The 23,837-nt window shown below is 31.1% G+C and carries 25 protein-coding genes; 15 read left to right on the top strand and 10 right to left on the bottom strand.

What is annotated here, in order from left to right; genetic code table 11:
- Nucleotides 1–14 precede the first annotated feature (14 nt).
- The 3 genes from Q326_RS0108530 to msrA form a co-directional block, all read right to left on the bottom strand.
- Nucleotides 15–887: a DMT family transporter gene (locus Q326_RS0108530; protein ID WP_026895003.1), complete on the bottom strand. Its 873-nt coding sequence runs from the start codon at nucleotides 885–887 to the stop codon at nucleotides 15–17.
- A 73-nt stretch (nucleotides 888–960) separates the two neighbouring features.
- Nucleotides 961–2,565 (bottom strand): methyl-accepting chemotaxis protein, encoded by a 1,605-nt coding sequence (locus Q326_RS0108525; protein ID WP_026895002.1) that lies wholly within the window; start codon nucleotides 2,563–2,565, stop codon nucleotides 961–963.
- 127 nt (nucleotides 2,566–2,692) lie between these two features.
- A complete protein-coding gene (msrA, locus tag Q326_RS0108520) occupies nucleotides 2,693–3,163 on the bottom strand; it encodes a peptide-methionine (S)-S-oxide reductase MsrA (protein ID WP_026895001.1) in 471 nt (156 codons plus the stop codon).
- 172 nt (nucleotides 3,164–3,335) lie between these two features.
- Between msrA and Q326_RS0108515 the strand changes: the two genes are divergently transcribed.
- The gene (locus Q326_RS0108515; RefSeq protein WP_026895000.1) at nucleotides 3,336–4,307 is read left to right on the top strand and encodes an MBL fold metallo-hydrolase; all 972 of its coding nucleotides are present in this window, start codon (nucleotides 3,336–3,338) and stop codon (nucleotides 4,305–4,307) included.
- On the opposite strand, the gene Q326_RS0108510 is transcribed toward Q326_RS0108515, so the two are convergent.
- Nucleotides 4,300–4,728 (bottom strand): NUDIX hydrolase, encoded by a 429-nt coding sequence (locus tag Q326_RS0108510; protein ID WP_026894999.1) that lies wholly within the window; start codon nucleotides 4,726–4,728, stop codon nucleotides 4,300–4,302. The genes Q326_RS0108515 and Q326_RS0108510 overlap by 8 nt on opposite strands.
- Before the next feature lie 72 nt (nucleotides 4,729–4,800).
- Between Q326_RS0108510 and Q326_RS0108505 the strand changes: the two genes are divergently transcribed.
- From Q326_RS0108505 to Q326_RS0108490, 4 genes are all read left to right on the top strand, one after another.
- The gene (locus Q326_RS0108505; RefSeq protein ID WP_034601660.1) at nucleotides 4,801–5,997 is read left to right on the top strand and encodes a M20 metallopeptidase family protein; all 1,197 of its coding nucleotides are present in this window, start codon (nucleotides 4,801–4,803) and stop codon (nucleotides 5,995–5,997) included.
- Between the two features lie 82 nt (nucleotides 5,998–6,079).
- Nucleotides 6,080–6,844: a L,D-transpeptidase family protein gene (locus Q326_RS0108500; RefSeq protein WP_026894997.1), complete on the top strand. Its 765-nt coding sequence runs from the start codon at nucleotides 6,080–6,082 to the stop codon at nucleotides 6,842–6,844.
- Nucleotides 6,845–6,871: 27 nt separating this feature from the next.
- On the top strand, nucleotides 6,872–7,348 hold the full coding sequence (locus tag Q326_RS17020) for a helix-turn-helix transcriptional regulator (protein ID WP_051531323.1): 477 nt from the start codon (nucleotides 6,872–6,874) through the stop codon (nucleotides 7,346–7,348).
- A gap of 67 nt (nucleotides 7,349–7,415) precedes the next feature.
- Nucleotides 7,416–7,928, top strand: coding sequence for a ferritin (locus Q326_RS0108490; RefSeq protein WP_026894996.1), 513 nt, complete (start codon nucleotides 7,416–7,418; stop codon nucleotides 7,926–7,928).
- 42 nt (nucleotides 7,929–7,970) lie between these two features.
- On the opposite strand, the gene Q326_RS0108485 is transcribed toward Q326_RS0108490, so the two are convergent.
- The 3 genes from Q326_RS0108485 to Q326_RS19070 form a co-directional block, all read right to left on the bottom strand.
- On the bottom strand, nucleotides 7,971–8,204 hold the full coding sequence (locus Q326_RS0108485) for an alpha/beta-type small acid-soluble spore protein (RefSeq protein WP_026894995.1): 234 nt from the start codon (nucleotides 8,202–8,204) through the stop codon (nucleotides 7,971–7,973).
- Between the two features lie 217 nt (nucleotides 8,205–8,421).
- Nucleotides 8,422–8,955, bottom strand: coding sequence for a YeeE/YedE thiosulfate transporter family protein (locus Q326_RS19075; RefSeq protein ID WP_026894994.1), 534 nt, complete (start codon nucleotides 8,953–8,955; stop codon nucleotides 8,422–8,424).
- 62 nt (nucleotides 8,956–9,017) lie between these two features.
- On the bottom strand, nucleotides 9,018–9,686 hold the full coding sequence (locus Q326_RS19070) for a YeeE/YedE thiosulfate transporter family protein (protein ID WP_026894993.1): 669 nt from the start codon (nucleotides 9,684–9,686) through the stop codon (nucleotides 9,018–9,020).
- 296 nt (nucleotides 9,687–9,982) lie between these two features.
- On the opposite strand from Q326_RS19070, the gene Q326_RS0108470 reads away from it, so the two are divergent.
- Nucleotides 9,983–10,876, top strand: a complete 894-nt coding sequence (locus tag Q326_RS0108470; protein ID WP_026894992.1) for a LysR family transcriptional regulator — start codon at nucleotides 9,983–9,985, stop codon at nucleotides 10,874–10,876.
- Here Q326_RS0108470 and Q326_RS0108465 read toward each other — a convergent pair.
- Nucleotides 10,873–11,091 carry a sulfurtransferase TusA family protein gene (locus tag Q326_RS0108465; RefSeq protein WP_026894991.1) on the bottom strand — a complete coding sequence of 73 codons (219 nt, stop codon included), beginning with the start codon at nucleotides 11,089–11,091 and terminating at the stop codon, nucleotides 10,873–10,875. The two genes, Q326_RS0108470 and Q326_RS0108465, sit on opposite strands and share 4 nt — an antisense overlap.
- A gap of 304 nt (nucleotides 11,092–11,395) precedes the next feature.
- Here Q326_RS0108465 and rffA point away from each other — a divergent pair, with 304 nt between their 5' ends.
- The 6 genes from rffA to Q326_RS0108435 are packed head-to-tail and all read left to right on the top strand — an operon-like array spanning nucleotide 11,396 to nucleotide 17,042.
- Complete coding sequence (gene rffA / locus Q326_RS0108460; protein WP_026894990.1) at nucleotides 11,396–12,541, top strand: dTDP-4-amino-4,6-dideoxygalactose transaminase; 1,146 nt, start codon at nucleotides 11,396–11,398, stop codon at nucleotides 12,539–12,541.
- Nucleotides 12,542–12,543: 2 nt separating this feature from the next.
- The gene (locus Q326_RS0108455) at nucleotides 12,544–13,284 is read left to right on the top strand and encodes a glycosyltransferase family 2 protein (RefSeq protein ID WP_026894989.1); all 741 of its coding nucleotides are present in this window, start codon (nucleotides 12,544–12,546) and stop codon (nucleotides 13,282–13,284) included.
- Nucleotides 13,281–14,528, top strand: coding sequence for an ATP-grasp domain-containing protein (locus Q326_RS0108450; RefSeq protein ID WP_026894988.1), 1,248 nt, complete (start codon nucleotides 13,281–13,283; stop codon nucleotides 14,526–14,528). The genes Q326_RS0108455 and Q326_RS0108450 overlap by 4 nt, the downstream gene beginning before the upstream one ends.
- A 21-nt stretch (nucleotides 14,529–14,549) precedes the next feature.
- The gene (locus Q326_RS0108445; RefSeq protein WP_026894987.1) at nucleotides 14,550–15,530 is read left to right on the top strand and encodes an ABC transporter substrate-binding protein; all 981 of its coding nucleotides are present in this window, start codon (nucleotides 14,550–14,552) and stop codon (nucleotides 15,528–15,530) included.
- The gene (locus tag Q326_RS0108440) at nucleotides 15,520–16,293 is read left to right on the top strand and encodes an ABC transporter permease (RefSeq protein WP_026894986.1); all 774 of its coding nucleotides are present in this window, start codon (nucleotides 15,520–15,522) and stop codon (nucleotides 16,291–16,293) included. The genes Q326_RS0108445 and Q326_RS0108440 overlap by 11 nt, the downstream gene beginning before the upstream one ends.
- A complete protein-coding gene (locus tag Q326_RS0108435) occupies nucleotides 16,290–17,042 on the top strand; it encodes an ABC transporter ATP-binding protein (protein WP_084489584.1) in 753 nt (250 codons plus the stop codon). Before Q326_RS0108440 ends, Q326_RS0108435 begins: the two co-directional genes overlap by 4 nt.
- A gap of 181 nt (nucleotides 17,043–17,223) precedes the next feature.
- Here the strand turns inward: Q326_RS0108435 and Q326_RS0108430 are convergent, their stop codons facing one another.
- Nucleotides 17,224–18,969: a flavocytochrome c gene (locus tag Q326_RS0108430; protein WP_026894984.1), complete on the bottom strand. Its 1,746-nt coding sequence runs from the start codon at nucleotides 18,967–18,969 to the stop codon at nucleotides 17,224–17,226.
- 268 nt (nucleotides 18,970–19,237) lie between these two features.
- Between Q326_RS0108430 and Q326_RS0108425 the strand changes: the two genes are divergently transcribed.
- From Q326_RS0108425 to Q326_RS17015, 3 genes are all read left to right on the top strand, one after another.
- Nucleotides 19,238–19,654, top strand: a complete 417-nt coding sequence (locus tag Q326_RS0108425) for an arsenate reductase ArsC (protein ID WP_026894983.1) — start codon at nucleotides 19,238–19,240, stop codon at nucleotides 19,652–19,654.
- A 114-nt stretch (nucleotides 19,655–19,768) separates the two neighbouring features.
- Nucleotides 19,769–20,761 carry a rhodanese-like domain-containing protein gene (locus Q326_RS0108420; RefSeq protein ID WP_026894982.1) on the top strand — a complete coding sequence of 331 codons (993 nt, stop codon included), beginning with the start codon at nucleotides 19,769–19,771 and terminating at the stop codon, nucleotides 20,759–20,761.
- 181 nt (nucleotides 20,762–20,942) lie between these two features.
- Entirely contained in the window at nucleotides 20,943–23,579 is a 2,637-nt protein-coding gene (locus Q326_RS17015) for a calcium-translocating P-type ATPase, SERCA-type (RefSeq protein WP_034601648.1), read from the top strand.
- Between the two features lie 117 nt (nucleotides 23,580–23,696).
- On the opposite strand, the gene Q326_RS17010 is transcribed toward Q326_RS17015, so the two are convergent.
- Nucleotides 23,697–23,837: a transposase gene (locus Q326_RS17010; protein WP_284071430.1), complete on the bottom strand. Its 141-nt coding sequence runs from the start codon at nucleotides 23,835–23,837 to the stop codon at nucleotides 23,697–23,699.

The raw sequence follows: 23,837 nt of genomic DNA, 5'->3' as shown, positions 1-23,837 counted from the left end.
TACCTTATTAATATCTATACCCTTTGTAATACAAGTATAACCAATAAAATTAATGTACCACCAATAATCATATTAGAAGTCAAAACTTCTCCCATTACAATAAAACCAGTTATACAAGTCACCACTGGCTCAAAGGTACTTATTATTGTAGCTGTACCTGGACCAATGAGTTTTAATCCCCCATAAAAAGTAATTGCTGAAAAAACAGTACAAAATATAGATAGTATTATGACATATAAAAAAGCATTTCCATTTGGAGGAATAAGTGGAGTATCAGTTATTAAACACATTATGAAGTTTGCTATTGCTGCTGTACTTATTACATAAGTCATCACTACAACTGTGGGTAATGCACTGGTTCTTTTATCTCCTAAAGCTATAGCATAATAGGCATAAAATATGGCAGCAATAAGACTTAATATAATTCCTAAAGTATTTACATAAACTCCTTGTTGAGGCCATACCACCAATGTTAACCCTAATATTGCTAATATAAGGGAGAAAATCTTTATTTTATTAATTTTAAATCTCAATATAAATACTTCATATAAGGCTATCAATATGGGATGAATAAATACAATTATAGTTGCCAATGATGGAGATATATAACTATATGCCATATATAGCATGGATGAAGCACCTACATATCCTATTAGAGAAAGGAACAATATATAAATTATGAGATTTTTATTTCCTTTAAAAGGAAGTTTTTTCAGCAATATATAAGACCATAGCATTATGGCAGCTATAAAAAATCGTGAAAATAAAAGATTAAAGGAAGTCATACCTTCATTGTAGGCAAGCTTTGATAGTATGGGCATTATACCGTATGCTATTGTTGATAATAATATAAAAAAAGTACCTAAGAATTGCTTGGTTTTAAGCATAAAAAAACCTCCTTAATAGAGTATTATAAATATAAATAGTATATTAAAATGGGTTGTATTTAACCAACCCATTTTAGCTTTCTATGATTTTGTCAAACCCTAATACTGCTATGATTTCTCCATTGTCTCCATGAACAGGAGCACTTAAAGTTAGACATACCTTTTTAGTATCTATAGCTATATATAAATCGGATATATAAGTATTACCCTTTAGGGCTTCTGTAAACCAAGGTCTATTACTACAGTCTACAGGGGGAATATTGTCTATATTTATTCCTATTCTATTACCATCTTTTGAATATGTATAAATAGCTGATAGATCTGGTCTTTCTTGTACTAATTGTTTAAATAATTTAATGTGGTTGTCTTGATTGAGATTTTTCACTTCAGGATTTTGAGCCAATTCTTCAATGAATTTTCTCAACTTTTTAGTTAAAGTTGTAAATATTTCTTTATCTATTTTTACTTTAGAGTGTTGTTCAATGGTAGATTTTAATTCATCACTTACATTTTGAAGATAAGATGCTTCACTGGATACATCTTCAAGTATAGCTGTTTGTTCTTCAGTAGCTGCTGAAACTTCCTGGGTTGCCGATGCAGTTCCTTGAGCTATATCGGTTACTTTTTGCAGATGTTCATTTATATTTTCTATTGATTCCTGTTGTTTTTCAATTTCTCTATATGTATCATCCATAGTTTGTGATATTTCTTCTAGAGCAGAGCTCATTTCATTAAAGGTTTTTTTTGTGGCATTTGCCTTTTGAGAATCTTCCTGCTCTTCCTTTATACCTCTATCCAATTGTTCCAATAGTGAAACAATTTCTTTTTCAAAATTTACTATCATTGTATTTATTTTTTCAGCAGCATCTCCAGAGCCCTGGGCTAAGTTTTTAACTTCATTAGCTACTACAGCAAATCCCTTTCCTGCTTCTCCTGCTCGAGCAGCCTCTATAGATGCGTTTAAAGCCAATAGATTGGTCTGCTCTGCCATATTTTTTACTATGTCTATTATGTCTCTCATTTCATCTACATTGGAAGAAATTTTCTTAGTGTTCTTAGATAAAATCTGATTTTTTTCAGTTCTAGATATCATCCTAGAAATTAGTGTGTCAAATTCAGACGCACTTTTTTGAAAACTATTTTTAGTATCTTCACAAACCTGTTGGGCCTTAAGGGTTTTTTCTGTAGTATTTCTTGAGGTATTTATTAATTCGTTACTTTTTTGTAATACATCTCTACTTATATCTTCTTGTTCTGATGCACCACTGGCTATATGTTCTATTGTTTTAGCTACTTCATCTACAGCTTTACTAGTTTCATTAGTTGCAGTGGCTAATTTTGTGGATATATTTATTACTCCTTCAGAGCTATGGGTAATCTGTGCCAATGAAGTTCTATAGTTGTGTAGAATTGTGTTTAAACCTTCTACAATATCTTTTAAATTTTTCTCAGATGTAGTAAATTTTTTAGAAAGATTACCTGATGTAACTTCTATGACATCATTTTCTAATTTTTTCAAATATGTATTTTTTTCATTTAGAGTATTAAATACAAGATCTAGAATCAGTATAGATATACCTATTGTAATGAATATCATAGGATCTGTTACCTTGAAATAAAAGAGAATGATTATCGGTAAAGCAATCTTCAACAATATACCAATGATTTTTTTTGACATAAAATACCTTCCTCCCCCGTAAATTTCTACTATTAGACCATAGCAATATTTTATCACAGCATGATAAAAATTGGTAGATTACCAAATACCTATAATAATGTAATAATATCAGCCCATTTATTTGGTTTTATAACTTTATATGACAATAGCCATTGGGATTTTTTTCTAAATATTTTTGATGATATTCTTCGGCAGGATAAAATGACTTTAGATGTTCAATTTCTGTAACTATGGGTCTGTCATATAGTTTCTGTTGTTCTTTTTTTGTATCAATTATTGTGTCAAGATCTTCTTTATCTATATAGAAAATACCAGTTCTATATTGAGTTCCAAAATCTGCTGCCTGTCTATTTAACAATGTAGGGTCAATTATATGCCAGAATTTGTTCAATAGTTTTTTAAAGGATAATATGGATTCATCATATTTTATGAGACATGATTCAGCATGTCCTGTAGTTGAAGTACACACTTGTTCATATGTTGGGTTTGCAGTATCGCCATTGGCATATCCCACTGTTGTTTCCACAACTCCTTCTATTCTATCCATATATGCTTGAACACCCCAAAAACAGCCACCTGCTAAGACAATTTTTTTCATAATATAACACCCCTTATTTTCTAAAATTTTTATAAATATTGTTGAAAAAGGTTTATTTGCCATATTTAAAATAATTATAACATATAATATACACTTATATTAAAATATGGTATAATACAAGACAATATTTTAATTTTAGAAAATTATAATATTTATTATAGGAGGGTGTTTTTTGGAAAAAATATTATCAAATTTATATAGAATAGAAGTACCGTTGCCTAATAATCCATTAAAAGTATTAAATTCTTATGTGATTTTAGGAACTGATAGAAATTTAATAATAGATACAGGGTTTAATAGAAAAGAGTGCAAAAATGCCATTGAAGAAGGATTAAATAAACTAAAAATAGACTTAAATAATACAGATTTTTTTATAACACATCTTCATGCAGACCACTCAGGATTGGTAACACAATTGGCAACAGAAAATTCTAAAATATATTGTAGTAAATATGATGGCAATATAATAAATTTGAGCACTGGCAATACTCAGTGGAGTGACTATAGGAAATTTGCTCAAACAACTGGATTTTCTGAAGATGAGTTAGAGATATTAGCTACTAAACATCCAGGATTTAAATATAATACCAGTGAAAAAATCGATTTCTGCTATATAGAAGATGGAGATATAATAGATATTGGGGAATATAGCTTTAGATGTCTACATACACCAGGGCATACTAAGGGGCATATGTGTCTTTATGAAAAATCTAAAAAAATATTGATTTCAGGAGACCATATTTTGGGTGATATAACTCCTAATATTTCTTTATGGTCTGATGAATACAATCCTTTAGGGAATTATATAAATAGTTTAGATATGGTATATGATATGGACATAGATATTGTATTGCCAGGACATAGGAGTATACTTAAAGATCATAGGAAAAGAATAGATGAATTAAAAGGACATCATAGACAGAGGCTAGATGAAGTGATAGATATACTGGAAGATAAAGAAATGATAGGGTATGAAGTGGCTTCCAATATGCATTGGGATATGACATATGAAAATTTTGAAGAATTTCCTGCTCCGCAAAAGTGGTTTGCAGTAGGTGAGGCAATAGCTCATTTAAAGTATTTAGAAGAAAAAGGAGATATTAATAGGAAAATTGTAGACGGAAATATAGTATATTTTATATAGTATTATTTTTTAAATAGTTTAGTACATTTTTGAATATAATTTTTTGTAAAGGATAGGTTAAATTAGTTGGCAAATAGTCCATTAATTTAACTTCTTTTATTTCCATGGGTGGTATGGGTCCAAGGGTAGCAATAGAGCTGTAAAATAATTGACCATATGTAATAGTTTTTCCATTGTTTACTGAATAATAACAAATAGGATATATATTAAAATCTATGGCACCAGTTTCTTCGTATAATTCCCTTTTTGCAGCAGTATAACTGGATTCTCTATTTTCTATATGTCCTGCAGGAATTTCCCAAGTATTCCTTTCTTTATGTCTTACAAATACCCATTTATTTTTGTATCTTGAAACTATTATAACTATAATTAATGGAGCTTTTGGTATATAATCTAAACTGTAAAATTGAATTTTATCCAAAATGAATACATCCTTTCTAACAAAATAGATATATATTAATGATAACATAAAAATATAGTGGAGGTATAAATAATGTATAATTCCCAGCAGATATGTAACAAAGTGAAGAATATTGAAAAGTGGATTATAGAAGCAAGACGTTATTTTCATATGTATCCTGAATTGAGCGAAAAAGAGCATAATACTAGCAATAAGATAAAAGAATATTTGACAGATATGGGTATAACCTATGAAGAGAGTGCCGGCACAGGAATTGTAGCTGTTATTTATGGAAAGGAACAAGGACCTACCATAGGATTGAGAGCAGATATAGATGCCCTGCCAATATTGGAGGAAAGTAATGCACCATATTGTTCAAAACATCCAGGCGTTATGCATGGATGTGGACATGATGCCCATATTGCAATATTATTAGGGGCGGCTAAGGTGTTAAATAATATAAAAGATGAATTATTAGGAAATGTGAAACTCATATTTCAACCTGCAGAAGAAACCATAGGGGGAGCAAAACCCATGATAGAAGAAGGTGCATTAAAGAATCCCAATGTAGATGTTATCTTTGGTTTGCATGTGCAGCCAGATTTACCTGTGGGAAAGATGGGAATAAAATATGGAAAAATGTATGCAGGGTCAGATATGATAAATATATCTATACATGGTAAAAGTACCCATGGGGCATATCCCCATACTGGAGTGGACGCTGTAATGGTAGCTGGCTATGTACTTACATCTTTACAATCTATAGTTAGTAGAACTATTGACCCTTTAAATGCTGCAGTTATTTCTGTGGGTAAAATCAGTGGAGGAACTGCAGGAAATATTGTTGCAGATCATGTTCATATGGAAGGAACAATGAGGACATTGGATAATGAAAATAGATTAGAGGTAAGGAGAAAGGTCAAAGAAATAGTGGAAAATATACCTAAATCCATGGGGGCAAGTGGAGAAGTTGAAATAATACCTAGTTATCCCCCACTTATAAATCATGATTTTATAGTAGATATAGTAAGGGAAAATATATTATCAATAAAAGAAGATGGATTAATTGTAATAGATAGACCATATATGGGTGTAGAAGATTTTGCTTACTTTTTAGAAGAAGTGCCAGGTGCATTTATAGCATTGGGCTCAAGTAATAAAGAAAAGGGGATAGTTAATGATCTACATACACATAAATTTGATATAGATGAATCTTGTTTAACACTGGGAGTGGCTCTGCAAATATTAAATGTATTAAAAGCCATGGATTATATAAAGAGTAAAAATTAATAATATAGTTAAAATAGTTAACATAGGACAGGCATTACCATTAGTATAATCTAATATATAATGGTAATGGGAGGAAAGTCTATTGAAAAGGACTATATTGATTTTGATATCTTTTATATGTGTTATAACTGTAATTATTTTTGGAAATAGTATAAATGAATATTTAAATAGAGATAAGATAAAAATATTGTATGATTCAGAGGGTGTATATCGTCAATATGGGATGTGGGAAGAGGAACAGTTGAAGACTCATCCAAACTATGATAGTCTAGGTATACTTATAGATATAGATAAAAAGCTTTTGTATCTCATAGATATGAAGGAAGATAAGTTAATAAAAAAATATGTAGTGGCTACTGGAAAGTTTTCTACCCCTACGCCGACGGGGAGCTTTAAAATCATACAAAAGGCAAAGTGGGGTGGAGGGTTTGGGTCTAGATGGATGAAATTAAATGTACCATGGGGGAAATATGGTATACATGGTACAAACAAGCCTAATTCTATAGGATATAATGCATCCCACGGTTGTATAAGAATGAGAAATAAGGATATAGAAGAATTGTATGGACTTGTTAAATATAATACTCCTGTAGCTATATTTAAGGGGACTTTTGGACCATTTGGTCACGGATTTAGGGTATTAAAGCCTGGGCATAGGGGAGAAGATGTTCAGGAGGTTCAACGGGCACTTAAAGAAAAGGGCTATTATCATGGTTCCATAGATGGAATATATGGTGATGGCATGAAGATGTCATTAATTAAATTTTTAAAAGATAACGATATGAGAATAACTGATAAAATAGGGTTTCATATATATGAAAAATTGGGTATAATATTGATGGAGTAGATTTTTATAAAATGTTAGGTGATTGATATGGCCAGTAATTATTTAATATGGAATGCCTCTATAGAAGAATTAAAGAGAGGGTATAAATACAATAATGAATCTAGTTCTTACATATGTCTCATTTGTGAGAAGACTTATAGAGATGGTGAAATTTATAAGTGTGGTGATAGATATTTAGAAGCAAAGCTAATGATAAAGGAACATATAAAAAAAGAGCACGATTCTATGCTAAAATATTTGTTGAGTCTTGATAAAAGACACACAGGTCTTACTGAGCATCAAAGAAAACTCATTGAATATTTTTATGAAGATTATTCGGATAAAGAAATAGTACATGATGTGGGTATGGGAAGCACATCTACCATTAGAAATCATAGATTTAAGCTTAAAGAACGAGAAAAACAGGCAAAATTATTTTTGGCTATAATGGGTATATTAAATGACAAAGACAAATCAAAAAAGATTAAAGGTATGTCTAATTATATTGATAAAAATAATTATTAAAGAATAAAAAGATGGGTATATAGTAAACATATGTATAGAACCATCGCAAATTTAAGGAGGTATTTACATGTTATCAGAAAAACTATTAAAGGCATTAAATGACCAAATGAACTATGAATTTGAATCAGCTCATTATTATTTAGCTATGGCTGCATATTGTGCTGATCAGGATTTAGATGGATTTGAAAACTTCTTTTTAGTACAGGCTGAAGAAGAAAGGTTCCATGCTATGAAGTTTTTTAACTTTATAAATGAAATGGATGGAAGGGCAACTATACAATCAATGGGAGAACCAAAAAATGAATTTGAATCTGTATTAGATGTATTTAATACAGCATTAGCCCATGAAGAATCTGTTACTAAGAGAATATATGATTTAATGAAAATAGCAAGAGAAGAAGATGAATATGCTACTATAAGTTGGTTAAATTGGTTTGTAGATGAGCAAGTAGAAGAAGAAGCCAGCATGAAGGCTATAATCTCAAAACTTGAAAGAATAGGAGAAAGTAATCACGGAATATTTATGCTAGATAAAGAATTGGCACAAAGGACATTTACTGCACCAGCAGATGAAGAATAAAAAATAGAGATAGGCTTTAAGCCTATCTCTATTTTTAAAATGTTATCTTTGAGGAGTATTGTTACTCATATTTCTTTGTGCTTGTTCTACCAATCTCTTAGTGATGTATCCTCCAACATAACCATTTTGTCTAGCTGTCAAATTACCTTTATCCATGTTATCATAATTTGAAAGTCCTAATTCATTTGCAATTTCAGTTTTCATTTGATTTAATGCTTGTCGTGCTTCAGGAACTACAAGCTTATTAGTATTTCTTGAATTGTTATTACCAGTCAATATAATTCTCTCCTTTCTACAATGATTAATTTGTTTTTCAATAGTATTATTTGTTTTAAAAACAAATAATACACATGTAAAGATAGTTATAATACCTTTAAATTAGTAGTACTGGAAAGAATATATTTTATTAGAAAATATGGATAAAATATTGATAATATATGAAAAATATTTTTATAAATTTATAAAAATATAAAAAATCACTGGTAATGTATTTTTACATAAAGTATCTAATCAATAATTTACTGCCGACTATGGCACCAAAGAACATAAATATTGCAAAGACCCATCCTGATAGAGATAGGGATGAAATGCCACTAAATAATGCACCAATATTACACCCACAGGCTATTCTAGCACCATATCCCATTAGCAATCCGCCTATTATGGCACTGATGACTTGCTTATTAGATTTGATTTTTTTGATTTTAAACTGTGAAGCCAAAAGAGATGCAGAGAGGGCACCAAATATTATACCTAAATTTCTAATAGATGGAGCATGGTTTAGAAGACCTGCATTTATTGTAGCTTGGGCTTCTCTACTACTAAAATAATACCACTTATCAACATTTCCACCTAATGATTCATATATCCATGCACCCCAATTAGCCAATGCTCCAGATACACCCCATGGATTGCCTGTAGTGGCAAAGGTGACTATTTGAAATAGAGATAATAATATTGCTCCAGTTACATATGTCCATGGAGATTTAAACCATTTTTTATAGAATTTATTGTTCCTAACATCCATTCGCAAAACCTCCCTAGATATTATTTCTAAAAGAACTTTTTATATCTTTATTCTTTAAAATTCTATATTTCCTCAGATTTCTTATTTTCCCATTTAACTGCTAATATATATATTATACCTATAATAATAAGATTGACTGCTAATCCTCCAAACCAGCCAAATATATCAGGTAAGAATATGGATTTTCCTTTAACTATAAAATTACGTTTCCACCATCCAAAATCATGTGCTCCCCATAAAGAACCAACAATAAAGAAGAATAATGACAGTATTTGCATTGTAAATCCTTCACCTACTCGCATAAGGGTACCTGATGCACATCCTCCAGCTATAACCATGCCAATGCCAAATATAAAAGCGCCAATTGCTGTTGTCAAACTAATTGGTACCACATAATCTTGACCTGGTATGGGTAAGCCATTAATATGGGCGCCATATTTTATAGCGGTAAATGCTATAGAAGTTATTGCAAAAGCTATAAGGACAGCTCTAGTTAATGATGTGCTACCTGTAAGATAGGGGTCCCTCATAGATGCTGTAAAGCAAAATCTGGCTCTTTGAAGGATAAACCCAAAACTAATACCTATGACCCAATACAATCCTAAATGAGAGGACTTAGTAGTAAGATATATCCCAAAGGCTATTATAGCTATTATTACTGAAATACCTATAGGGATTTGATTTTTTTTAGATTTTTTTCTTCTACTATAATACCTTATATTTCCTGACATATTTATTCTCCCTTCTATGCAATATTAATTAATAATCTTAATTAATTATAACATTAAAATTAATAGCTTTATTATTTGAAAAAATATGGAATATATTATATTAAGATAATGTATAAAATGAGACTTATTGAAGATATTATGCGTAATATGTCAAATCTATGATTGAATAGGAGATGTTGGGGGTATATGCTATAATGGATTTAAATATAACTATTCTTATTTGTTATTTTTACAACAAATAAGTAATAATATAATAAAAAGACTTAACACAAATTATAAAAAAGCAGGTGATTAATATGCATATACAATCCTTTGAATTTTTTTATAAAGTATGTCTTGCAAAGAGCATTTCAAAGGTAGCTAATGAGTCTCATATATCTCAGTCTGCATTAAGCCAGCAGATCCAAAAATTAGAAAATAGTTTAGGTTATGAATTATTCATAAGAAGTAATAAGGGAGTAGAATTGACTAAACAAGGTGAAGTAGTATTTAGATATGCAGAAAATTTAATCAGAACATATAAAAAGATGCTAGAGGAACTTGATAATTTGAGCACTGAAGAAAAGATTATAGTAGAGGGCTCATATCCCATAGCAACTTATTCACTACCTTGTAGCCTGTTTAGATTGAAACAAAAATATCCCAATTATAATTATGAACTTATAACCAATTATTCTGACAATATTATAGAGGATGTAAGTAACGATATTTGTGATTTAGGTTTTGTGATAAAGAAACCTGATAATAATATATTGTCTAATTATAAGATGGGAATTGAGAGGATAGCATTAGTTGCTGATCCAAAATATAATATAGAAAAATCTATTACCATAGATGAATTATTTAAACACCCCATAATAATGCTAGACAATAAATTAAAAATAAAAAATCAATTGGAAGAAATTTTTAAGAAAGCAGGTCATGATATAAAGAATTTAAATGTAGTATTTAATTTTGATTCTATAGAGGCTGTTAAATCTTCTGTATTTAAAGGGTATGGCATATCATTTCTTCCATATAGTTCAGTAAAACAAGAAATTTATAAAAAACAATTAAAATTAGTAAAGATTAAAGAAGTAAAAATGCACTATGAAATATATCTGATAACTAAAAAGGATGAATTTAAAACTCAATCAGTTATTGATTTTGTAGAGTACTTCAAAGAGTTTGGGCCTAAAAGTTTTTGTTAATCTTTTTTTATTGTTATCTCCCAAACACCATTTATTACTTCTTCTATATTTAGTATATAGTTTTTATTTTTAAATAGGTCTTTTATGGACTCCACAGAACAACTATGATCACTAATAACCATTATTTTGTCTCCAGAGTTCATGGTTTTAATAGCTTGTTTAGTTTTAATGATTGGTACTGGGCATATATCACCCATACAGTCTACAGTTTTCATATTAATAACTCTCCTTTGAAAATGTTTTCTTAACTATATTGTAAATCATTTTTATATATAATAGAATACCTTTTAGTAAAATATTTTAAAATAATACAGAATTTTAAAGTTAGATTTCAATTTGTTAAGAATAATCAAGATAATGACTAAGGCATGAAGATAGTTAGTAGTTCGTAGCTAATGGTGGAAATTTTATCATTAGACTAATAGCTACTAACTATTTTTAATATCCTTGTAAAATTATCTACTAAGATTTATAATGTTGATGTTTAATAAAAATATTAATTATCGATGGTGATAAAAAATGGAGATACCATTTAATAAGACTTATTTTACTGGAAAAGAGTTAGAGTATATAGAAAATGTTTTAAATACAGGACATGTTTCAGGAGATGGGGTTTATACAAAAAAAGTTAAGAAGATTCTAAGATACATATTAAATGTGGAAAATATATTTATGACCACATCATGTACCCATGCCATTGAGATGGCAGTTATGTTGGCAGATATAAAAAGAGGAGACGAAGTAATACTTCCTTCTTTTACATTTCCGTCCACTGCAAATGCAATAATATTAAGAGGAGGTACACCAGTTTTTGCTGAAATAAAAGTAAAGGATATAAATATGGATATGGAAGATGTCTTTAATAAAATTACAAGAAAGACTAAGGCAGTAATTCCAACCCATTATGGTGGTACAGGATGTGATATGGATGCATTATCTAATATGTTACAGGGAGAAGACATATGGACTATAGAAGATGCAGCTCAAGGTTTTTTTTCTAAATATAAAGATAAACCTTTAGGTACTTTGGGTGATTTTGGATGTTATAGTTTTCATGGAACAAAAAATTATGTAAGTGGTGAAGGGGGAGGATTAATTATAAATGGATCTAACCCTGAAATGATAGAAAGAGCACATATAATACATCAAAAAGGTACTAATAGAACAAAATTTATAAATGGAAAAGTAGACAAATATTCATGGGTTGGAGAGGGTTCTAGCTATGCACCCTCAGACATTCTTATGGCAGTACTTTATGCACAAATAGAATCGGTAGAACATATTCGAATTAATAGAAAAAAAATACATAATTTATATAATAATGCCTTCAATGATTATATAAATAAGGGTATACTATTATCTATAAGTGATGAGCCTGATAATTGGCAATCTAATTATCATTTGTTTTATATGGTATTTGATGATGAATATAAAAAAGAAAAGTTTATTAAGATTATGGGAGAAAGGGGCATATCAGTTTATACCCATTATGTGCCGTTACATATGTCTGAGATGGGTATGAAATTGGGATATAGGGAAAAAGATTTGCCTAAAACCAGTCATGTGGGAAGAACCCTTGTAAGACTACCCATGTATACATCTATGTCAGAAGAAGAATGTCTATATGTGATAGAAAATGCTGTAGATATATTAGAGAGGTTTTAGTTATGGAAAGAAGTAAGATTTCTATAGTAATTCCAGTATACAATGGAGAAAATTCCATAAAAGAATTATATTATAGAATAGATAAGGTCTTTTTAAAACAGCACTATGATATTGAAATAATCTTTGTAGATGATTGTAGTGATGATAAAAGCTTTGAATATATAAAAGAAATAGCAAAAAAAAATATTAATGTAAAGGGAATTAAATTAAAAGAGAACGCAGGACAACAGAATGCTATATTATGTGGCTTTAGACATTCTATTGGTGATATTGTAATAACTATGGATGATGATTTACAACATTTGCCTGAGGAGATTCCAAAGTTATTAGATGAAATTAATAAGGGATATGATGTAGTATATGGAATTCCTCATATAAAGCAACATAGATTTTATAGAAACATTGGGTCTAAGTTTACGGAGTATCTATTTAGATATGTATTGGGCAAGCCAAAAGATTTCAGGATAAGTAGTTTTAGAGCAATAAGGCGAGGTATAGTAAATAAAATAAACAGATATCAAGGGAAATTTGTTTATATATCTGCGTCTATGCTCAAATATACTAAAAGTATAACAAATGTGATAGTTGTACATAGCTTAAGAAAATATGGGAAATCTAATTATAATTTCTTTAAGTTAATGAAATTATTTTTAAAGCTATATATATATTATTCCAATTCATTTGTAACAAGACTATTTATCAAAAAAGGAGAGCAATATATTATAGAGGAGAAATATTTATGAGACTTTTAATACTTGGTGGAGGAAGTTGTCAAATCAATTCTATATTGAAGGCCAAAAGCAAAGGTGTAGAAGTTATAGTATCTGACTACTATGATGATGCAGTGGGGAAAGAATATAGTGATTTTGGTGAATTAGTAAGTACCTTTGATGCCAAAGGAAATATAGAAGTAGCAAAGAAATATGATATAGATGGTATAATGACTGTAGGCACTGATCAGCCCATATATACAGTGGCTAGGGTTGCTGAAGCTGTTAAGATACCATCTTTTTTAGATGTAGATACTGCTAAGGCCGTAACTAATAAAAAAATAATGAAAAAGATTTTTGTTGAAAATGATATTCCCACTACAAAATATAGATTATTAGAAGAAAATTTCTGTGAAAATGATTTACAAGGATTGAATTTTCCAGTAGTTATGAAGCCTTTAGATAGTCAAGGGCAACGGGGGATATACAAAATTCATTCTATTAATGGTATAAGGGACAATATAAGGGATACGCTGTCATATTCTAGAGAAGATAAAATTATAGTAGAAGAGTATTACGAAAATGATGAAATAACAGTAAGTGGATGGGTAAAAGATGGTAAAACCAAAATTATATTGGTCACAGATAGAGTAACTTATAATGATGATGTCCATATAGGGGTATGTATCGCACATCACTTTCCATCTAAACATTTAAAAGGGTATTATCATCAGATAAAAGAAATTACTGAAAAATTGGTTAGAGCATTCAGTATAAAAAATGGTCCCATTTATTTTCAAATGCTCATTGGAAAAGAAGGCATAAAAGTAAATGAAATAGCTTGTAGATTAGGAGGGGCATATGAGGATAAATTAATACCTAGGATTACAGGTATAGATGTATTGGAAATGGTTATAGATTATTCTTTGGGAAAGAATGTAGACTATACTGCACTGGATAATTATGATATAGAAAATAATGATAGATATGGAGCGGTGCAATTATTTTTTGCATTGCCAGGAAAGATAAAGGATATAACTAGTATAGATAAACTCATGGATGTATCAGGGGTCATAGATGCAGGATGTAATTTCAAACCAGGAGATATTATAAATTCAATAGAGAATGCTACTCAACGGGCAGGATATATGATAATTTTAGGAGAAGATAAAGAGAATATAAATAACAATATAGATAGGGCATTTGAAAACTTAAAGATATATGATGAAAAGGGTCAAAATTTGGTATTAAAATTTAAAGAATGCAATTTTAATTAGAATGGAAGGAGATCTATGTAAATGAACAGAAAAATAGCAGGAATTTTACTATTGGTTTTGATGAGCACTATGATATTTTCATTAGCTGGGTGTAGTGAAAAGCCTCCTAAAAGTGAAGATAATACTATAGTAATAGCAGAGCAATATGGATTGGCATATGCACCTATACTTATAATGAAAGAGAAAGATATATTGAAAGACAATATTCCCGATGCGAAGATAGAATGGGCTAAAGTCATAAATACTGCTGCCATAAGGGAAGGTATGATAGCAGATAAAATAGATATAGGGTTCATGGCTATACCTCCGTTTTTAATAGGATGGGACAAGGGTATGGATTGGAAAATAGCATGTGGATTATCATCGTCTCCAGTGGAATTAATAACCTATAATGAAGATATCAAAAACATAGGAGATTTAACTAGTACTGATAGGATAGCATTACCACAACCTGGAAGTATTCAACATATATTGTTGTCTATGGCCAGTGAAAAGGAATTAGGTGATCCTCATAAATTTGATAATCAATTGGTGATGATGTCTCATCCTGATGGAATGAATGCCTTGATGGGAAGACAGGATATAACTGCTCATTTTACTACTCCACCATATGTATACAAGGAGTTGAAAGAAAAGGATATGCACAGTATATTATCTGCCAAGGACATAATGGGAGAAGATTTTTCATTTATAGTTGGGGCTACTACTGAGGATTTTTATAATAATAAAAGGGAGTTGTATCAACAATTTATTGAGTCTTTGGAAGAATCTATAAAATATATAAATGAAAATCCAGAAGAATCTGCTGAGATTATAGCATTAGCATTTGATATTCCAGAAAAAGAGGCATTGGAGTATTTAACCAATGGTGGTATGAAATATCACACTAAGGTTAAGGGTCTAAAGGATTTCAGTGATTTCATGAATAAGCAAGGGTATATTAATAAGACTATAGACAATATAGATGATGTGATGTGGGAAAGAGAATATTATGAAGAGTAATAAGAGGGCGTATGGAGTTTTGTGGATTGTATTGATTATAGTTATATGGCAATTAATATGGAAGATGGATATGGTATCACCGCTGATATTTCCTTCAATATGGAAGATATTGGAGTCCCTTTATATCAATATAGTAAGTGGAGAAATCATCGATATGACCATATTTTCCATAGGATTAATCATAGAGGGGATGATAATAAGTTTAGTATTTGCAGTGATACTTTCCATATTATCTATAAAATATACTATATGTGAGACCCTATTAGATATAATAATAACTATAGCACATCCATTACCTGGGGTGGCCTTATTGCCCCTTATTATATTGTGGATAGGGATAGGGAAAAGTGCCATCATATTTATAATAGTACATTCTGTACTATGGCCTATGGTTATAAATATAACTACAGGATTTAAATCTATTCCCGAGATATATATAAAAATTGCAAAAAATTACAATATAAATAGATACAATAGGATAAAACATGTATTTATACCGGCATCATTTCCATATTTTATAGGAGGGATAAAGATAGGATGGGCTAGAGCATGGAGGGCCCTCATAAGTGCAGAGATGATATTTGGTGCTGTAGGAGGATCAGGAGGTATAGGTTGGTATATACTAAAAAAGAGAACCTTTTTTGATACGGCAGGCATATTTTCAGGGATAGTAGTAATAGTAGCAATAGGTGTATTAGTAGAATATTTCATAATAAGAAAAATAGAGGATGTCACTAGAAAAAAATGGGGAATTACTATATGAAAAAATTGTTAGAGCTGAAAGATATACATAAATCCTTTAAGGTAGATAATAAAGATATACAAGTATTGAAAGATATAGATATAGATATTGAGAAGGGAGAATTTGTATCTGTATTGGGTCCTTCGGGATGTGGTAAATCTACACTCTTAGAGATTATATCTGGATTTAGCATTCCTGATTATGGAAAAGTTATATATATAGGAGAAGAAGTATCTAAACCTAGCATATCAATGCCTATTGTATTTCAGGATTTTAATCAACTGTTTCCTTGGAAGAGTATATTAGACAATATACTCTTGCCCCTTGAAATAAATAATATAGGCACAGATAGAGAGGATAGAATAAATACTGTTGAAAAATATTTGCAGATGGTAGGGCTTAATGGAAAAGAAAATCTATATCCCCATCAATTATCAGGTGGAATGAAGCAAAGGGTAGCAATAGCCAGGGCATTATCTGTAAAATCAGATATAGTTCTAATGGATGAACCCTTTGGGAGTTTAGATGCCCAATTGAGAAGGGAATTACAGGATATTATAATAGATATATGGAAAGACACAGGAAAGTCCTTTATTTTTGTAACCCATGATATAATGGAGGCCATATATATATCCACCAAGATTATAGTTATGGGATATGCTCCAAACAGCATAAGGAAAATAATAGATAATCCATTGGGAAAAGAAAGAAACTATTTTGATAGTGATTTTATGAAGGTATATAGAGATATTTATCAATTGTTGAAATAATTCAATAAAAACCTATAAAAAATAAGTTAGTAGTTATAGTTAGTAGTTAAGTAGTTTAATGATGAAATCCATAGGATTTCCACCATCAACTAATAATTACTAGCTACGAACTACTAACTATTTTTTATACTTTTGACATTAGTTTGATCTAAATATTTAAGTCAGTTTTTTATTTAATATACTATTTTACCAATGATGCAGCGTTTTTACCTGCAATTCTACCAAAGGTTGTAATATCTGATAATGCATTTCCTCCTAGTCTATTAGCCCCGTGTATACCACCAGTAACCTCACCAGCTGCAAATAATCCTTCAATTATTTCACCAGATTTGCTTATTACTTGTGCTTCTGTGTTGATTTTTAGTCCACCCATTGTATGATGTACAGCAGGTCCAACTTCAACAGCATAGAAAGGAGCTTTATTTAACTCTGTTTTCATATTTTCCCTATTGAAGTCCTTATCTTTTCCATTATTTACATAACTGTTATATGTGTCAATTGTATTTTTTAATTCTGTACCATTTATATCAATTGCTTTACCTAATTCTTCAACGGAATCGGCCTCTATTAATAGTCCTGCTTTGTGGTATCCTTCAATTGCCTTTAAACTTTCCCTTACATTTTGGTCAAATATTAAAAATGCAGTTTGCCCTTCTTGTTCCAATTCGGCAGCAGAAACAACATCCCTTGTTTCTAATTCGTCAATAAATCTCTTTGCATCTCTATTGATTAGAATAGCGCCATTTCCTCTAACGGCTTCTGTAATCATTTTATTTTTTTCAGGTACTACAGTTGGATGTGTTTGAATCTCATTTATATCAACTAATTCTGCATTAAAACTTTTTACTAGATTTAGCGCATCACCAGTTGCAACTGGTGCATTTGTAGTTCCAAATCCTTTTAGTTCAGGCTTGAACTCCACAACTTTTTCTTGGTCTGCTCCAAAACCACCTGTGGCTATAATAACTGCCTTTGCATTTATATTGTATGGATTTCCATTTTCATCTTCTACTTTAATACCTGTAGCCTTTCCTTCATCATTTAAAATTTCTATTGCCTTTGTAGATACTCTAATATCAACACCTAACTCTTTAGCTTTCTTTTCTAATGTTTCTACTAAATGGGCCCCTATGGCTGCTCCTCCCGTAGGTCTATGGATTCTTTCAACACTTGCCCCGCCAGCTACTCCGACATCTGTTAAGTCAACACCTTTTTCTGTTAGCCAGTCCACTGTTTCGGCAGATTTTTCAGTTAGTATTTTTACTAATTCAGGATTGTTTTTATTTTTTCCACCCTTCATGGTGTCTTCAAAGAATAATTCAGCACTATCTTCAATACCATTTTCAGATTGGTATTTTGTTTCAGCTGCATTTAATCCACCTGTAGCAAGGTTTGTATTACCACCAACAAAGGCGTTTTTTTCTACAAGAATAACATCAGCATCATTTTCCTTTGCTTCAATTGCAGCTGTAAGTCCAGCACCACCGCCACCTATTACTACAATATCAGTAGATACATCTTTAACTTCAGCATCTTTTTCTGATACTTTCTTTGGGGTCAATGTAATTCCAGCTTTTTCGATAGCATCATTAACAGCTATTACAACAGCTTCACTCGTTACAGTTGCACCTGAAACTGTATCTATTTCAGTAGAATTTTTTGAAATAATTGATTTAAATAGTTTATCAAACACCTCTTTTGTAAATTCAGACTCACTATTTTCAACTATATCAATTTTTGAGATTTCACTGTTTTCAACTGTTACATTCAATTTTATTTTACCGTTATGTCCTTCGGCTTCCCCAACAAAACTACCATTTACTCCATTTTCTCCACTGGTAGTTTCATTTGGAGAACCACATGCTACCATTGCCATTGATATAATAATAACAAACAAAAGTAAAGATATTCGCTTAATTTTATACATTATACACCCTCCTATATTAAGATTTTTTTATGCTTTTTTAATTATATACACCTAATTATACAGGATTTATTTCATATTTCAATAGCAAAATAATATTTTGTATTTTTTACCTTTTTGAATCAATATAATTTCAAATGGAATATTAATGTAGAAAACAGTGATATTTATTTAACTTTATATATTGATATTTTTATTTGCAAAAATAAAAGACACAGGGTATTATATAAATATATTAGAAAATACTTATATATTGTGAAAGGAGGTAGAAATGAAGTATAAAATTGCATTTGTGTGTGTTCATAATTCATGTAGAAGTCAAATGGCAGAGGGATGGGCAAAAAAACTGGGGATAGATATTTTTGAATCTTATTCAGCAGGTACAGAAGAGTATCCTGAGGTTAAACCCTTAGCAATAGAAGTAATGGAAGAAGCAGGAGTAGATATGAAAGGACATAGACCAAAACTACTTTCAGATATTCCTGATGAATTAGATATATTAATAACTATGGGTTGCAATGTGGTATGTCCATTTGTACCCAATAGTCATATGGAAGATTGGGGAATTGAAGATCCTTCTGGTGGTTCCATAGAAGATTTTAGGAAAGCAAGGGATATTATAAAAAACAAGGTTCAATATCTTATTGACCGCATAGACAAAGGAGAGCTAATGATAATCGACAATTAATCATATTTATTTTTCCGATACAGCATAAGTATTTCTTTTAATAAATTTATAATAGTATCTGGTATAATTAAAATGTGAAAAAAATAACATATATTTTTAGGGGAGGAAATAAAAATGAGGAAGAGTACAAAATTATTATCACTGCTTATAGCTCTTATGTTAGCTGTTAGTTTGGTAGGTTGTGGTGGAGCTACAGAAAGCGATGACACAAGTTCTAATGAGGCGCCACAAGAAGCGCCACAAGAGACACCACAGGAAACACCAGAAGAAGCAGAAATTACTGTATCCCCAGCTATTGTTGATGCAGTAAATAGCTATTTTGCCAATATGCCTGATCATATTTATAAGATAAACCAAAGTGAATTTGTTGATAAGGTTAAAGCTGGAGAAGATATGTTTGTTTTAGATATTAGACAACCCGATGTATATGGAGAGGGACATATAAAAGGTGCTGTAAATGCTCCATGGGGAACTGCAGTTAGCGATAGTTTAGATAAACTACCTAAGGACAAGCCTATAATGGTATATTGTTACACAGGACAGACAGCAGGACAGACAGTTGCATTGCTTAATATGGCAGGATTTGATGCGAGATCAGTTAATTTAGGTTGGAACCTTGGTATATCAAAGGTTGAAGGCGTTGATGAGGTTACAGAGACTACTGCTAATGATTTTGCAGAAGTTGAGCCTCTAGAAATAGACCCAGATGTTAAGGAAGCAATAGTATCATATTTTGAAGGATTAGACGGTGTTAAAGATACTATGTTCAAAAATTATAAGATATCTGAAGATAGTCTAAATGAATTGGTAAATGCAGAAGATAATACTATAGAAATATTATCAATAAGAAGTGAAAAAGACTATGCAAATGGACATATTCCTGGAGCTATAAATATACCTTGGGGTGCAGGAATGGAAACGGAATTTAGTACATTACCAATGGATAAAACAATAGTAGTATATTGTTACACAGGACAGACAGCAGGACAAACAGTTGCAGGACTTAGGATGTTAGGATATGATGCTGTATCTCTAAATGGAGGTATGGGAATGGATGCTAATGCACCTTCAGGATGGGCTAACAAAGGATACGAAGTTATACAGTAGGATATAATTTAGTTAGTAGTTAGTAGTTAATAGTTAGTAGTTGATGGTCGAAATCCTATGGATTTCATCATTGAGCTACTAACTTTTTTTATATAAAAAGAGTTATTATTATTCTTTAAGGATATTATATTAATAGTGGTTATACTAAATTATATTAATATTATCGAAATGAGGTGCTAATGTGGCAGACAATAATTGGTATAGCAAAGAGATTGATAGTATCCTTAAAACATTTGATGTAAGTCGGGATAAAGGCCTTACTAATAAACAGGTAGATGAATTGAAACAGGAATATGGTGCTAATGAAATCAAAGAGGAAAAGGGCAATACATTGTTTAAGATGTTCATTAATCAATTTAAAGATTTTATGATTGTCATTCTTTTAATTGCAGCCATAGTATCGGGGATGTTAGGCGAAATAACAGATACGGTACTCATATTTATAATAGTAATTTTAAATGCAGTTATCGGAGTTGTTCAAGAAAATAGAGCAGAGCAGTCTTTGAGGGCACTCAAGAGTATGTCAACTCCAAATGCCAAGGTATTAAGAGAGGGTAAGATTATAGAGGTGAAATCTGACAGTATCGTTCCTGGAGATATAGTTATAATTGAAGCTGGAGACTATGTACCTGCTGATGGCAGATTGATAGAGTCTGTAAATCTAATGATTGAAGAATCAGCATTGACAGGGGAATCTGTACCTGTCAATAAAGATACCTCTATTTTAACAGGGAGTGAAGTACCTTTAGGAGATAGAAAGAATATGATATTTTCCACTAGTATGGTTACCAATGGAAGGGGGAAGTTTGTAACTACTGGCATAGGAATGGATACAGAAATAGGTAAAATAGCAAATATGTTAAAGAGCCAAGAAGATATTAAGACTCCATTACAACAAAAACTAGAACAATTGGGAAAATGGTTAGGCATAATTGCATTGGGAATATGCGGAATAATATTTTTGATGGGATATCTACAGGGTAGACCTATATTTGATATGTTTATGCTTGCTGTATCTTTAGCTGTGGCAGCTATACCAGAAGGATTACCCGCTATAGTTACCATAGTATTATCTCTAGGAGTTCAAAGGATGATAAAGAAAAATGCCATAATAAGAAAATTGCCAGCGGTAGAGACATTGGGTACTGCATCGGTTATATGTTCTGACAAGACAGGAACCCTTACTCAAAATAAGATGACTGTAAAAAGACTATATATTTCTGAAAAGACTTTAGATATTGATAAAATAGATCTAAATAGCCAAGATGAGAATTTAGCTATAAAGATAGGCGTATTATGTAATGATTCTTCTATTGAGGAAGATGATGGTGAGAAGAAAACTATAGGAGATCCCACAGAGGTTGCATTAGTAGCATTGGGATTGGAGAAGGGTATATTTAAAAGGGAAGAAGAATCTAAATTAGCAAGAGTCAATGAAATACCCTTTGATTCTGATAGAAAAATGATGACTACCATACATAAATGGGAACAGGGTTATAAGGTATTTACTAAGGGTGCTCCAGATATATTACTGGAGAGGTGCAATAGGATTTTATTAGATGGAGAAATACTTGAGTTAAATGAAGATATGAAAGATAAGGTAATAAAAGAAAATGAAGATATGGCATCCAATGCATTGAGGGTATTAGCATTGGCATATAAAGATATTGATACTATACCCCAGAATGTTGATTCTGAAAATATGGAAATAGATTTGATATTTGTAGCACTTGCGGGAATGATTGATCCCCCAAGGGAGGAGGTAAAGGCTGCAGTTGAAAAATGTAAAAATGCAGGGATACGACCTGTCATGATAACTGGGGATTATAAGATTACAGCTACTACTATAGCACAGGAATTGGGAATAATAGAAGAAGGATATGATGCCATTGAGGGCAGGGAATTAGAAAAAATGTACGATGAAGAATTAATAAAAAATGTTGAGAAGTATTCAGTATATGCTAGGGTATCACCAGAGCATAAGGTTAGGATAGTGAAGGCATGGCAGAGTAACAATAAGATTGTAGCTATGACAGGAGATGGAGTCAATGATGCTCCTGCCCTTAAACGGGCTAATATAGGGTGTGCCATGGGTATTACAGGTACAGATGTATCCAAAGAAGCATCGGATATGGTGTTGACAGATGATAATTTTGCTACTATAGTGTCAGCAGTAGAAGAGGGTAGAAATATATTTGACAATATAAAAAAATCTATACGCTTTTTATTATCCTGTAATACAGGTGAGATTATAGCATTGTTTACAGCATTAATAATGAATTTACCTACTCCCCTTATGCCTATACATCTATTATGGGTAAATCTAGTTACCGATAGTTTTCCTGCTTTAGCATTGGGAGTAGATAATCCAGAACCTAATATTATGGATAGAGAACCTAGGGATGCACAAAAAGGTATATTTGCCGATGGACTTGGAATTAAAATTTTAGTAGAAGGATTGATAATAGGTGGAGTAACTATGCTTGCCTTTCTAAAGGGATTGAAAACTGATGTAATAACAGGAGAGACTATGGCCTTTATCACATTGAGTTTTTCTCAACTTGTTCATAGCTATAATGTAAGGTCTGATGATAATTCCATAATTAAAATAGGGATATTTAGCAATAAATACCTAATAATAGCAACTTTAATTTCATCATTGCTTATGTTGGGAGTAGTTTTTGTACCTTTTTTAAGGGATGTATTTGAACTGACATTACTTACTGGCAACCAGTGGATATATGTAATAGTATATGCTTTTATACCTTTGATCTTAATGGAGGGATACAAACTATTATCTAAAATAATTAGGCATTAGCTATGAATCATTGAAGGAAAAAGTTTATTTATAGAAAAAGCCCGAAAACCCCCTTGCTTGTCTTGGGGGATGAAAGGGCTTTAATTTAAGGTGGTTCGATGCCACCTTTAATTGATATTATGCTAACTTTTGATTTTGTATATATCTTTGTATTGTTTCAGCCGATACTGTTCCAGTAGTTCCTACATAATATCCCCTACTCCATAGACCACTACCCCAAAACTTAGACTTCTTTAGATTGGGAAAGCCTTTAAATAT

Origin of the sequence: Clostridiisalibacter paucivorans DSM 22131 (assembly GCF_000620125.1) — a bacterium.
Classification (GTDB): domain Bacteria; phylum Bacillota; class Clostridia; order Tissierellales; family Clostridiisalibacteraceae; genus Clostridiisalibacter; species Clostridiisalibacter paucivorans.
Note: the sequence above shows the minus strand (reverse complement) of the source record. Positions and strands in the feature narration are given on the sequence as shown.